Raw genomic sequence first — 13740 nt, 5'->3', positions numbered from 1 at the left:
GTCTAAATTATATACTGTTATAGATGACATTTGAAGATTTACATTTAAATAAAAATATTCTAAGAGCTATTGAAGAATTAGGTTATCAAGCACCTACTCCCATTCAAGAAAAAGTAATTCCACTGGTACTTGCTGAAAAAGACTTAATTGGTTGTGCGCAGACTGGTACAGGAAAAACAGCTGCATTTGCCATGCCTATTATACATTATCTACACAAAATAGGTAATACGAAAAAAGCTAAGAAAGCAAAAGTTTTAATCATTACTCCTACAAGAGAGTTAGCTGGTCAAATAGCGGATAATTTTACTGCTTATGCTAAATATACTAATGTAACTCATATCACTATTTACGGTGGAATGTCTATTAAACCACAGATAGAACAATTAAAGAAAGGAGCTGATGTGATTATTGGTACTCCCGGACGACTGTTAGATTTATATAAACAAAAACAGTTAGACCTGGATTCACTTCACTATCTTGTAATTGATGAGGCGGATTTAATGTTAGATATGGGATTCATTGACGATGTCAAAAAACTAATTCAATTAACCCCAAGCAATAGACAAACACTGTTATTCTCGGCAACAATGCCTTTGCCTGTTCGCGAGTTGGCTCATGAGTTCTTACAGAAACCAGAGTATGTAGCCGTAGACGCCATATCTTCAAGTGCAAAAACAGTTAAACAACATGTTTACTTCGTCGAAAAGTCTGACAAAAAGAAATTGTTGTATCACATCATTAGAAACCAAAAACTAACTGATGTACTTGTATTTACTCGAACCAAAACCGGTGCCGATTCTGTGGTTGAATCTCTAAAGAAAAATGGCATTAACGCTGAATCCTTCCATGGAGACAAATCCCAAACTGCAAGACAAGAAGCATTAGACAGTTTCAAAAACAAAGAAACAAAAGTATTAGTAGCTACAGATATAGCAGCGAGAGGAATAGATATCGATAACCTACCTTGCGTAATCAATTTTGACTTACCCAATATACCAGAAACTTTTGTACATCGTATTGGCCGTACTGGAAGGGCAGGGAACGAAGGTATTGCAATATCTTTCTGTGATAAGTCAGAAAAAACATATTGGGATACAATAGTGAAATTTACTCGAACACAGCCTAAAGTGGTTAGCGAGCATCCATATCCTTGGAAAGAGGATGTGAAAACGGGACAAAAAAAGACGGGAGAAACTTCTGATCAACCAAAGAAAGATTATAGAAATAAAAATAAATCACGTAAATCTGAAGCTTCTAAAAAGAAGAAGAAAAGATGGTATTAATACTCATATAGCTTGTAGCTATTTACAAATACTGAATATGAAAAAATTGATCAAACTGTTTTTACTCCTATCTGTAGGACTATTTGTCTTTGTGTTCCTTTGCAATAGCTATGTCAAAAAATCGACACAAGAGTCACTTTATGACTCAGTTGACGATATTCCCCATAATACAACTGCATTAGTATTAGGCACAAGCAAATATTTGCAAGGAGGATCTCTGAACTACTATTTTACATTTAGAATAGAAGCTGCAGCAAAACTCTTTAAAGCTGGTAAAGTGGATTATATTTTAGTTAGTGGGGATAATAGTCATCAAAATTACAACGAACCAAAGGACATGAAACAGGCTTTGATTGAAAAAGGGATACCGGCAGATAAAATTTACTTAGATTATGCAGGACTTCGTACCTTAGATTCAGTTTATAGAGCTTTTGCTATTTTTGGCCAAAAGAGCTTTACCATTGTGTCACAGCCCTTTCACAATGAACGAGCAATTTTTATCGCCAACAATTTAGATTTACAAACTATAGGATACAATGCCCAAGATGTCACCAGAAAATTTGGGTTCAAAACATTGATACGAGAAAAATTCGCAAGAGTGAAGGTTATATTAGACAACTTGTTTGGAAAAAAACCGAAGTATTTAGGGGAACAAATCATCATAGGGAAAGATCCAATCGTCGATCCAGAATGAGAAACAAGCAATTATTCATATAGATAAGATACAAAAAAGGAGAACTAATAATTAGTTCTCCTTTTTTCATATCAAATATAAAATACAAACTGCGGTTCTACTATAACGCTTAAAACTTCAACTCAGGTATACAAGTGACCTCATAGCATACACTGCAAATCAAGCGAAGATTTAAGCAAATAAGTACCAAATCTGTGTCACTACAAAACATACAATAATACCAAAAGCTACTGGCAATAATGAGGCTACAGTAGTCCATTTGGCGCTATTAGTCTCTTTGTATATCGTATAAATAGTAGTACTACACGGATTGTGCAACAAACTGAACAACATAAGATTAACACCTGTAAGCGTGGTCCAACCTGCCATTTTTAAGATAGTAGCAATCTCTCCATCTGATACTTCAAACATCACCCCTGCTCCTTCTCCAATACTTGCATCACCAAGTACCATAGCCGTCAACATTAATATCGTTGGAATTACGATTTCGTTGGCTGGTATAGCTACGATATAAGCTACTAAAATAACCCCATTCAATCCAATTATCATCGCTATAGGATCAAGTGCCTCAATCGTCCAAACTGCAATGCTCTTATCTCCTATAAGAATATTGCTAATTAACCAGATAACAGCACCTGCTGGAGCTGCAAAAACAATAGCACGCCACAAGACGATTAACGTCCTGTCTATTAATGATGTATAGATTGTCTGCAATACTCTTGGTGGACGATATGGTGGCAATTCTAAGGTAAAAAATGAAGAATGACCTTTCAACATCGTCTTAGATAAAAACCAAGAAGTAAAGAAAGTAAATCCAATTCCTAATAACACAATTCCTACTACAGCTAAAGTAGATACGGTACCGGCCATATAACTGGGTACTAATGCTCCTATAAAAATAGTTGCCATCAGTATTTGTGTAGGCCAACGACCATTACACAAAGAAAAGTTATTAGTAATGATGGCAATTAATTTTTCACGAGGACTATTAATGATTCTTGTCGCTACAACTCCAGCTGCATTACAACCAAACCCCATGCTCATTGTTAAAGCTTGCTTACCATGCGCACCTGCTCCCTTAAACATTCTGTCTAAATTAAATGCTACTCGAGGCAAATACCCAAAATCTTCTAATAGCGTAAACAAAGGAAAAAATATCGCCATTGGCGGCAACATTACAGCAATAACCCACGCCGTGGCTAAATAAACGCCATCAATTAAAAATCCGGATAACCACCAAGGAAAATTTAAACTTGCAGCTCCACTTTTTAACAAGGGATATAATTTCTCTAACAGTAAGGTAGATAATGCTTCGGATGGGTAATTAGACCCAATAATTGTAAGCCACAATACTCCTCCTAACAGTAAGATCATCAAGGGAAAACCAAATGTCTTACTTGTGACAATATTATCTATTGCCCTATCTATGCGAAATGCTCTTTGATTTTCATCTACTTGTACTGTGCTCTTTACCGTTTTAGATACCTGTGAAAAAATAGCACCTGCAACATTATCAGCATAATCAAATCCAAGAGTCTTTTGATAACGACCAGCTTTTTCTAAAACAGGCTGAATATTATCAATATTAATTTTTGCAGATAAAGTGTTATTCAACAAAGCTGCTTGAATGCTCTTATCTTCCTGAATTAAGCGCATAGCAAGCCAAGAAACACTCGGCAAGTCAGCGTCTAACTCTAATAAGTCGCTCGCAACATCACTAACAGCTCTACGAGATTCTCCCGAAATACCACTGATACTTTTGTGCTCAGGAACATATTTCCCTGTAGCTACCTGATCGATAGCTAATAACAAATCTGCTATTCCTTCTTTCTTACGAGCAGATGTTGGTATAACAGGAACTCCTAAATCACGCGATAAGCCGCGCACATCGATTTCTACACCGTGTCTTTGAGCCTCATCCATTAAGTTTAGACAAACAACTACCTTATTGGTAATCTCCTGTATTTGTACAACTAAACTTAGATGTCTTTCAAGCCTTCCTGCATCCACTACCACAACGGTTACATCAGGTTTACCAAATAAGATAAAATCCCTTGCTACTTCTTCATCTTCTGAAGTTGACATCAAAGAATACGTACCTGGTAAATCAATTATTTTGTATTTGCTGTCTTTGTATAAAAAACTTCCTTCTGCTCTTGTAACTGTCTTTCCTGGCCAGTTACCTGTATGTTGTTTTAACCCTGTTAAAGCGTTAAAAATCGTACTCTTTCCAGTATTTGGATTTCCTGCTAATGCTATTGAATAATCAAACTTTCCTGATATATCTCCCAGTTTTTTTAATTCAGCTGCAGTATTTAAATCGCAAATATCACAGGCAGTATGTGCCATAATCTTTTTTCTCCTTCCTAAATTGATAAATTACTCTATAGAAACTAACACCATATTAGCATCTTCCCTCCTCAATGAAATTAGTGTATTGTGTATCGTATAAGCCACAGGATCCTTAAGCGGACTTATATTGTGCACTGCAATTTCTGCACCAGGAACAAATCCCAAATCTAAAAATCGTTGATGCACTTCTCGTGCACAGCCTTTTTCGATTCCCACAATCTTTGCAATTGTCCCTTTATGTAGTTCTGATAATTTCACTTTTAATTCTTTAGAGAAACAAAATTACATAATTAGACTTGTCTAACAATTAATTTAGTGTTAAAAATTTAATACAACTATAATCTAAAACAATCAGAATAAACTAAATAAGTAGATTTCTGTTTCTGCGACATTTCAATATTCAAATTTTAACCAAAAAAACAACAATTAGAAAGGAGTATAACTGCATACAAATTTTTGACACTTCGCTGTGATAAGTTACCCTTTAAACACTTCAGCAAACCTTCTGATTCAGCAGCAAAGTTTAGAGATAATTAAAATACAACCCCCTACCCATATCGTTAACTATAAGAATCTTAATTGGTTAACAAGAATATATAGTACAAGAAAGAATGGTGTTTTATTGAACGTTTGCCCACAAACAAGTGTATTTATTGAATAGACTTCTTGCACTCTAAAGGGCAATTAGGAAAGTACTTGCAGTATTATACAGATTAAAATTTGAAGTGTAAAGAAGTTAGTTGATTAGAAACGTAACAGTAAATCACTCTTGTTTCTCCAAGATTACATACAAATTATCCTAAATCGTTTTAAAGGCATTTTCAAAAGGAACTCTATGTACTAAACTGCGGCCTAAAGTAACTTCATCAGCGTATTCTAATTCATCTCCTACGGCAATTCCACGGGCGATTGTAGACGTTATTATATTGTAATCCTTAATCTGTTTATAAATGTAGAAATTAGTTGTATCCCCCTCCATAGTAGAACTTAAAGCAAAAATAATTTCTGATACTTCTCCATTCTTCACTTTATCAACAAGCGATTGAATTTTAAGTTGACTTGGTCCTATCCCGTCAATGGGAGAAATTTTCCCTCCTAACACGTGATAAATACCTTTGAAAAGTTGGGTGTTCTCCAAAGCCATGACATCGCGTACATCTTCTACAACACAAATAGTTCTGTGATCACGTAGAGGATTTTCACAAATATCACATACTTCTTTATCAGAAATATTATGACAGCTCGTACAGAAAATTATATCTGTACGCATTTTAGTCAAAGCCGTGGCCAAGTGCATTGTTTGCTCTTCAGACTGTTTCAATAAATGCAACATTAATCTCAATGCAGTACGCTTGCCAATTCCTGGTAATTGCGACACTTCTTCTACTGCTTTCTCTAATAATTTTGAAGGAAATTCCATAACTGCAAATATACAAAAAAAGGGAGTTTTTAGTAGCTAACTAATAGTCTCATGCAATAGCTTGTCATCTTCGAGAACTACCTACATAGAATAAACTAAAATGAAAATCGATACCATACGTTAAAAATATTTACATTTGAGCTTTGACATCTTCCAATAAAGAAATTAAAGTATTATGACACCAATTACTATTATAAGCATTATTGTTATTTATTTTGGCGTGCTCATCGCTATATCTCAATACATAAGTAAGAAAGACAGTAGTAATGATGCTTTTTTTAGTGCAAACAAAAATGCCAAATGGTATCTTGTCGCTTTTGGAATGATTGGGACTGCGCTATCTGGCGTAACATTTATTTCGGTACCTGGCGAAGTGGGTGCACCATCGGGTGAACAGTTTAAATACTTTCAATTTGTACTTGGAAATGCTGTTGGTTTTATTCTAACTGCAGCCGTCTTACTTCCTCTATACTATAAGTATAATCTTGTATCCATATATACCTACATTGAAAAAAGATTAGGTCATTATAGCTACAAGTCTTCTGCATTGATATTTTTGATAAGCCGTACAATCGGTTCAGCTTTCCGCCTATACTTAGTCGTAATAGTACTACAGCGCTATGTTTTTGATTACTATGGCATTCCATTCTTTTCTACAGTCTTAATCGCTTTGTTGCTAATTTACGCTTACACCTACAAAGGAGGTTTAAAAACAATTATAGTAACAGATACGCTACAAACATTCTTTCTTGTATCCTCTGTTATCTTTACGATTATTTTTATTTGCAATAGCTTAGATTTAAGTCCTATACAAGCATTTGAAACAATCAAAGAGAGTAACTATTCAAAGATCTTTTTCTTCGAAGACCTTATCTCCAATCGATTCCACTTCTTGAAACAATTTATTGGAGGAGTATTTGTCACTTTAGCAATGGTTGGTTTAGATCAAGATTTAATGCAGAAGAACCTCAGTTGTAAAAATATTAAAGAAGCACAAAAAAACATGTATTCCTTTACAGCGATTTTCGTTATCATAAATCTGTTCTTCTTAGGAGTTGGTGCCCTACTCTATATTTATGCTGAACAACAGGGAATCGCTGTACCTATAGATCAGATTACAGGTAAACCACGCACCGATTTACTATTTCCCGAAATAGCATTTAATCACTTAAGCTTGATCCCTGCCATAGTTTTCTTACTTGGGCTTACAGCAGCTACCTTTGCTACAACAGATTCAGCATTAACAGCTTTAACTACTTCTTTTTGTATCGACTTTTTAAATATGGATAAACAAAAAGACAAACCCTCTAACATTTGGAAACGCAAAGTAGTTCATCTTAGTTTTTCTCTATTAATGTTTTTAGTAATCATACTGTTTAATGCCATTAACGATGCATCTGTCGTGAGCATGATATTTAAAATAGCGTCTTATACCTATGGTCCTTTACTTGGTCTATTTGCTTTTGCAATATTATTCAAATCAAGAAGAGTCAAAGATAAAATTGTCCCGTTGATATGTCTTGCATCTCCAATCCTAACGCTTATATTAAGCAATAATTCACAACAGTGGTTTGCTGGTTATGTATTCGATAATGAACTTATACTTGTAAATGGAACCCTAACTGTATTATTGTTGCTGTTGATTAGCAATAAATCAAAATTGGTCAGTACGCAACAACACTAAGGTACAAGATTCTTCATACGTAATTTGCTCTGCTGATAATAGAGCATAAAATTCGGGGTTCTCTGTTCCTGGATTAAATATTACGCGTTTTGGTTTTAAACTTAGTATGTAGTCATAAAACTCAACTTGACGTTTTGCGTTAACATACATAGTGATAGTATCTATATCACTATACGCTTTCTTAGTAGTATCAATGACTACATCGGCTACTACTCCTTCTCTTAAACCATATGCTACCACAGAATGATCATATTCTCGTAACATATTTATTGCCTTGAATGAATAGCGCTCCGGATTAGTGGAAGCACCTATAACTAATACCTTCATACGATTTATTATTTTTTTAAATTAAACACTATAATAATTAATTTGTTAATGATATACAATCACTTAAGATTATTATATATAACAATAACACACAAAATGCATCAATTATTTACCTTAAATTTATTAAAAAAACTACTATTTACTCCAAAGATGACATAAATCATATTTCATAATTGTTTTTTGTGCTAATTTTACTCTAAGAAATTTAATAAAAAAATTATGAAAAAATTACTACTTTCTTTTTTAGGAGCTGCTCTATTTTTTAGTGGATCAGCATTTGCTCAAGAACAAGAAGTTTCTACTACAGCAAAAGAAGATTATAAATGGCAAGTTCGTCTACGTGGTGTAGGAGTTATTCCTCACAACAGAGCAGAAATTGGAGGAATTGGAGGTCAAATTGACGTTAACAATAACTTTATTCCTGAATTAGACTTTACTTACTTCTTCACTAAAAACATTGCTGCTGAGTTAATTTTAGGTACTTCAAGACACACAGTTGGTACTTTAGGTTCTAGTTTACCAGAAGCAGTTGGAGGACCAGCTACTGCAAACCTTGATTTAGGTAGTGTATGGTTATTACCTCCTACTTTAATGGTACAATACCACCACCAAGTAACGGATAACTTTAAACCGTATGTAGGTATTGGTGCAAACTATACAATTTTCTACAATGAAAAATCAGGAGTTGCTAAAGATATTTCTTATGATAATAAGTTTGGATGGGGATACCAATTTGGATTCGATATTGATGTAACTGATAAGTTCTTCATCAACGTTGACTTTAAAAAATTATTCTTAAAAACAGACGTATCAGTTAATGCATCTAATTTATTAACTCCAGAAGCACAAGCTGCTGGAACTACTGAATTAAGCATCCCTGCTAAAGTAAAAATCGATCCTATGTTAATCGGATTCGGTGTAGGAATGCGTTTTTAATTATTTAATGAGACATTTTTTTTTACCAACCCATACAACTACAGTTGTGTGGGTTGGTTTTTTATTGCCTTTATTTTAACGAACTTTGTACGCATAAAAGAGAGTAGCGTTTATCATGAAGAGTACCATTTCGTTTAAGGATATAAATAAATTAGCCATACCAGCCATTTTTGCTGGAATATCAGAATCTATTATTTCTTTGACTGACATAGCCATAGTTGGAAACGTAAAAGAAAATAGCGTGGAAGCTTTAGCGGCTGTTGGTTTAGTCGGCTCATTTCTTTCTGCCATAATATGGATAGTTGCCCAAACGAAAACCTCAATATCTGCAGCTGTCTCTCAACATTTAGGTGCCAATAGGATATTTGCAGTCAAAACATTGGTACCACAAGCTATTTTATTCAATTTTATATTAAGTATACTACTCTTTTTATTTACAACATTCTTTGTAAATGAAATATTCACAGCTTACAACGCTGAAGGATTACTCCTAACCTACGCCAAAGAATATTACCTCATAAGAGCATGGGGCTTTCCTCTTACCCTAATTACTTTTGCACTCTATGGTGTTTTCAGAGGGTTGCAAAATACAATTTGGGCTATGAAATGCAGCTTAACAGGTGCCATAATCAACGTAATCCTAACTTATTTCTTCGTCTTTGGTATAGACGGCTTACTTCCTGCTATGCACATCAAAGGGGCTGCCTATGCAAGTGTAATTGCACAAAGCATTATGCTCATTATGGCGTTTTACTATTTCTTTAAATACACTCCTTTTAACTTAGCGCTTAGAAAAACAATAAATCCCTCTTTAAAGCCATTAATTATTATGAGCTTTAACTTTATAATTCGCACTGCTACATTAAATGTTGCTATTTACTTAGCGAACGCCTATGCTACAGGTTACGGTAAAAATTATATTGCAGCGCAAAGCATATTAATGAATATATGGCTGTTCTTTTCCTTCTTCATTGATGGTTACGCAAGTGCTGGAAATGCTTTATCAGGAAGGTTATTAGGAGAAAAAAACTATAACGCCTTATGGAAAATGAGTAAAGACATAAGCAAATACGCTATAATAATTGCAATTATACTTATTGCTATTTGCCTTGCCTTTTATAAACAAATAGGATTATTGTTTAACCAAGAAACCGAAGTAATTAAAGTATTTGTATCTGTATTCTGGCTCGTTCTAATAATGCAACCTATTAACGCCTTAGCTTATATCTATGACGGAATATTCAAAGGTATGGGAGATGCTAAATTCTTACGCAATAATTTATTGTTTGCTACTTTCTGTGGGTTTATTCCCACATTGCTTTTATTTGATTACTTAGACTTTAAATTATACAGTGTTTGGCTTGCATTTGCAGTATGGATGTGTTGCAGAAGTTTCCCTTTAATGTACATCTTCAAAAAGAATTTTGTAGATAAATAGGGCAATGCAACAGTGTTGCAAACATAGTTGGAGATTATTTATACTGAGTAGATGTTAGTACATTTGTTATAAATAAAAACAATAGAACTATGTGTCAAGAACATACAAATCATAATCACTCTCATAATCACCAAGATCACGATCATAACCACGATCATGATCACGACCACAGTCATGGTGACGAAAACACTAAATACTTCGTTGGATTCAGTTTACTACTCTTGTTTATAGGATTACTATTAACTTACATTCTTAAAGCCGATTGGTTTATTAACAACACTACTTTGAGAATAGTTTGGTATAGTGTCGCTTACCTTCCTGTAGGACTCCCTGTTTTAAAAGAAGCTGTAAAATTAGGAGCACGAAAAGATTTCTTTAATGAGTTTTCGCTAATGGGAATAGCTACTTTAGGAGCTTTCTTTATTGGTGAGTATCCAGAAGGAGTTGCTGTAATGATTTTCTATACTATAGGAGAACTATTTCAAGAGTCTGCAGTTAACAAGGCAAAAGGTAATATAAAAGCGCTTTTAGATATTAGACCTAATGAAGCAAGTGTATATCGAAACAATCAATATACTGTTGTTAGCCCTGAAGAAGTTCAAATAGGAGAAATTATACAAGTAAAAGTTGGAGAAAAAATACCTTTAGATGGCGAACTACTTACAGACAAAGGAAGTTTTAATACTTCAGCACTTACAGGAGAGAGTAAACCCTCTACTTATAAAAAAGGGGAAGTTGTCCTTACGGGGATGATCAACTTACAAAATGTAATAGAAGTTAAAACAACAAAGTTGTATCAAGATAGTTCTCTTGCTAAAATCCTTCAAATGGTTCAAGAAGCAAGTGCACGCAAAGCTACAACAGAATTGTACATTAGAAAATTTGCTAAAATATATACTCCTATTGTATTCTTCTTAGCCGTTGCCTTAACCATTTTACCTTTCTTTTTTTTAGGTGAAAATTATGTTTTCCAAACTTGGTTGGGACGAGCATTAGTGTTCTTAGTTATTTCTTGCCCATGTGCATTGGTAATTTCAGTTCCATTAGGCTACTTTGGTGGAATAGGCGCAGCATCTAAAAATGGTATTCTATTCAAGGGATCGAATTACTTAGAACTTATGGCTAAGCTCGATATCGTTGTTATGGATAAAACTGGAACTTTAACAGAAGGAGTATTTAAAGTACAAAAAGTAGAAACAACAATGGAACAAAGTAGTTTTGTACACATCGTTGCTGCAATAGAGAAACAATCCACTCATCCCATAGCAAAAGCTATTGTTGAAGCCTATCCTACAGATAAAATAGCGGAAGATGTACATGAAATATCAGGAAAGGGATTACAAGGAAAAGTGGATAATCAAGAAATACTCGTGGGCAATACAGCGCTTTTAAAGCACTTTAAGATTGAATACCCAAGTAATATAGATGATATAGTAGAAAGTATTGTAATCGTCGCTATTAACGGTCTATATACAGGGTATATAACAATCGCCGACAAAATTAAAGAAGATTCGAAAGAAGCTATTCAATTAATGAAAAAGCTCGGTGTCTCTAAAACTGTGATGCTTAGTGGAGACAAAGATACTATAACCCAAAAGGTTGCTAAAGAAATCAATTTAGATTATGCCGTAGGTGGTTTGTTACCAGAAGGTAAAGTAGCACAAGTTGAAACCCTCAAAAAAGAAAATCCAAACAAATCACTTGCTTTTGTTGGAGATGGAATAAATGATGCACCTGTACTTGCTTTAAGTGATGTAGGTATTGCAATGGGAGGACTTGGTAGTGACGCAGCCATCGAAACAGCAGATGTGGTAATACAAACTGACCAACCATCCAAAATAGCAACTGCTATTCACATAGGAAGGGAAACAAGAAAGATTGTAATTCAGAATATCGTACTCGCACTAACAGTTAAGGTTATTGTACTTATCCTTGGAGCAGGTGGAGTTGCAACGATGTGGGAAGCAGTTTTTGCAGACGTTGGAGTTGCATTACTAGCAATCTTAAACGCGGTAAGAATCCAAAAAATGAAATTTATATAACTTGATACAAACATAAAATCCCGATAGTAATCGGGATTTTTTTATTCTTGTTCCTTAAACTGATGTAAGGTATGCTCAATTTGTAGAAGATATTGTCCATATAGTTTTTTAATCCAATACTTGGCAATAAAGTAAATTAGAACAACCATAATAATAGACACTATTCCCAAATACTTTAAAGCGTGTAAATCACCTCCCAAAATAAGGTCTAATTGAGAAGAAGGAGATGCCACTAAAAGTAATAGAATACCAAAAGGAATAAGTGAATAACAAAAGTTCTCATACATTTGAATATACAACTTTACGTTATAATAGCTATCATATACACTGTCTCTACTGTTTAATTCTAAAGAAGCAGATGTTCTATAGAAGCGATACATTTTCAAAATATAATATCCTGTAATAAGCACAAATATTCCATAGAAAAGATAAAAACCACCTATTTTATTATTCTGTATATCCAGAATATTTGGAGTGAAAACGATAAAAACTATACTTATAATCTGTATCCAAATCTCCTTTTTGACATTACCTCTAATCTTGTCTAATGGCAGACGACTTACTTTTACCTTAAGCTCTTGAGAAGCTACTATATCTGTAGGCAGTTCTTGTTCCTGCCATGACTTCTTTAAATCATCAAAATTCATATCCTTGCCTTTTTATAATTTCTTGTAATTTGCTTTTCGTTCTATTCAACTTTACTCTTGCATTTCCTTCTGAAATACCTAAGTTCACAGAAATATCATAATGAGAAAACCCTTCTAAGTATAAAAATATCAAGGCCTTCTCAATATCATTAAGTAAATGAATAGCTTTATAGAGATAGTTAATTTGACTTTCTACAACCTTATCAACTTCTACATCTAATACACTATACTGATCATCACTAAGCATCTGTTTATTAGTAGATAATTTCCTATCCTTTTTAAAATAAGTTATAGCGGTATTCAAGGCCACGCGATACATCCAAGTCGAAAATAGACTCTTTCCTTGAAACTTGTCATATGATTTCCATAACTGTAACAAAATCTCTTGATAAAGATCTGCCTGGTCTTCGCTATTATCCATATACATACGTGACACTTTATACAAAATGCCCTTATGTATTTCAATATTAGTCAAAAACTCTTTTTCTACAATCCTATTCACTATCCTTAAAATAATTAAACTTTACATGCCCGCATGGAAATACTCACAAATAGAAGTAATGCTAATCCACACTTACATAAACTTTTCAAATAGTTAGTATGATAATCGTACAAATGTTACAAAGCAAGCTCATTTTTTTTTAGTTTCAAGCTATACTAAGATAGAGTATCAATAAAGAGAATATATTTTCTTTTTAGATTAACTAAACTTCTTGCTTAGTTCCCAATTTTAGGATTGATCCCTATTATTACTGATCCAAAATATTCTCAGCACTTGAATAGAAATTTACCAATAGTATCATCCTACTAAGTTATGAAGTATATAAACAAAAAATCCCCAACCTCATATGAGATTGGGGATTCTTAAAAGAAGGGCGACGACATACTCTCCCACTGGTTAGCAGTACCATCTGCGC

At 33.9% G+C, this 13740-nt stretch carries 12 protein-coding genes; 6 read left to right on the top strand and 6 right to left on the bottom strand.

Features of this window, described 5'->3' with window-relative positions:
* The first annotated feature begins 23 nt into the window (after positions 1-23).
* Together GOQ24_RS00630 and GOQ24_RS00625 are read left to right on the top strand one after the other, a co-directional pair.
* Positions 24-1283, top strand: coding sequence for a DEAD/DEAH box helicase (locus GOQ24_RS00630; protein WP_155092962.1), 1260 nt, complete (start codon positions 24-26; stop codon positions 1281-1283).
* A gap of 37 nt (positions 1284-1320) precedes the next feature.
* Positions 1321-1977, top strand: coding sequence for a vancomycin high temperature exclusion protein (locus tag GOQ24_RS00625; protein ID WP_155092963.1), 657 nt, complete (start codon positions 1321-1323; stop codon positions 1975-1977).
* Positions 1978-2148: 171 nt separating this feature from the next.
* Here the strand turns inward: GOQ24_RS00625 and feoB are convergent, their stop codons facing one another.
* The 3 genes from feoB to recR all read right to left on the bottom strand — a co-directional run bounded on the left by feoB (position 2149) and on the right by recR (position 5749).
* Entirely contained in the window at positions 2149-4326 is a 2178-nt protein-coding gene (gene feoB, locus GOQ24_RS00620) for a ferrous iron transport protein B (protein ID WP_155092964.1), read from the bottom strand.
* A 30-nt stretch (positions 4327-4356) separates the two neighbouring features.
* Positions 4357-4587, bottom strand: coding sequence for a ferrous iron transport protein A (locus GOQ24_RS00615; RefSeq protein ID WP_160338887.1), 231 nt, complete (start codon positions 4585-4587; stop codon positions 4357-4359).
* A 541-nt stretch (positions 4588-5128) separates the two neighbouring features.
* Complete coding sequence (gene recR / locus GOQ24_RS00610; protein WP_155092965.1) at positions 5129-5749, bottom strand: recombination mediator RecR; 621 nt, start codon at positions 5747-5749, stop codon at positions 5129-5131.
* Positions 5750-5924: 175 nt separating this feature from the next.
* Here recR and GOQ24_RS00605 point away from each other — a divergent pair, with 175 nt between their 5' ends.
* Entirely contained in the window at positions 5925-7433 is a 1509-nt protein-coding gene (locus GOQ24_RS00605; RefSeq protein WP_155092966.1) for a sodium:solute symporter, read from the top strand.
* On the opposite strand, the gene GOQ24_RS00600 is transcribed toward GOQ24_RS00605, so the two are convergent.
* The gene (locus GOQ24_RS00600) at positions 7404-7760 is read right to left on the bottom strand and encodes a CoA-binding protein (RefSeq protein WP_155092967.1); all 357 of its coding nucleotides are present in this window, start codon (positions 7758-7760) and stop codon (positions 7404-7406) included. The genes GOQ24_RS00605 and GOQ24_RS00600 overlap by 30 nt on opposite strands.
* Positions 7761-7979: 219 nt before the next feature.
* Between GOQ24_RS00600 and GOQ24_RS00595 the strand changes: the two genes are divergently transcribed.
* The 3 genes from GOQ24_RS00595 to GOQ24_RS00585 all read left to right on the top strand — a co-directional run bounded on the left by GOQ24_RS00595 (position 7980) and on the right by GOQ24_RS00585 (position 12176).
* A complete protein-coding gene (locus tag GOQ24_RS00595; RefSeq protein WP_155092968.1) occupies positions 7980-8696 on the top strand; it encodes an OmpW/AlkL family protein in 717 nt (238 codons plus the stop codon).
* A gap of 115 nt (positions 8697-8811) precedes the next feature.
* The gene (locus tag GOQ24_RS00590) at positions 8812-10134 is read left to right on the top strand and encodes an MATE family efflux transporter (protein ID WP_155092969.1); all 1323 of its coding nucleotides are present in this window, start codon (positions 8812-8814) and stop codon (positions 10132-10134) included.
* A gap of 89 nt (positions 10135-10223) precedes the next feature.
* Positions 10224-12176: a heavy metal translocating P-type ATPase gene (locus tag GOQ24_RS00585; protein ID WP_155092970.1), complete on the top strand. Its 1953-nt coding sequence runs from the start codon at positions 10224-10226 to the stop codon at positions 12174-12176.
* Between the two features lie 41 nt (positions 12177-12217).
* Here the strand turns inward: GOQ24_RS00585 and GOQ24_RS00580 are convergent, their stop codons facing one another.
* Positions 12218-12823: a hypothetical protein gene (locus tag GOQ24_RS00580; RefSeq protein ID WP_155092971.1), complete on the bottom strand. Its 606-nt coding sequence runs from the start codon at positions 12821-12823 to the stop codon at positions 12218-12220.
* A complete protein-coding gene (locus tag GOQ24_RS00575; RefSeq protein WP_155092972.1) occupies positions 12813-13250 on the bottom strand; it encodes an RNA polymerase sigma factor in 438 nt (145 codons plus the stop codon). The genes GOQ24_RS00580 and GOQ24_RS00575 overlap by 11 nt, the downstream gene beginning before the upstream one ends.
* Positions 13251-13740 lie beyond the last annotated feature (490 nt).

The sequence above is a fragment of the Myroides sp. LoEW2-1 genome (assembly GCF_009767705.1).
Lineage (GTDB): Bacteria > Bacteroidota > Bacteroidia > Flavobacteriales > Flavobacteriaceae > Flavobacterium > Flavobacterium album_A.
Note: the sequence above shows the minus strand (reverse complement) of the source record. Positions and strands in the feature narration are given on the sequence as shown.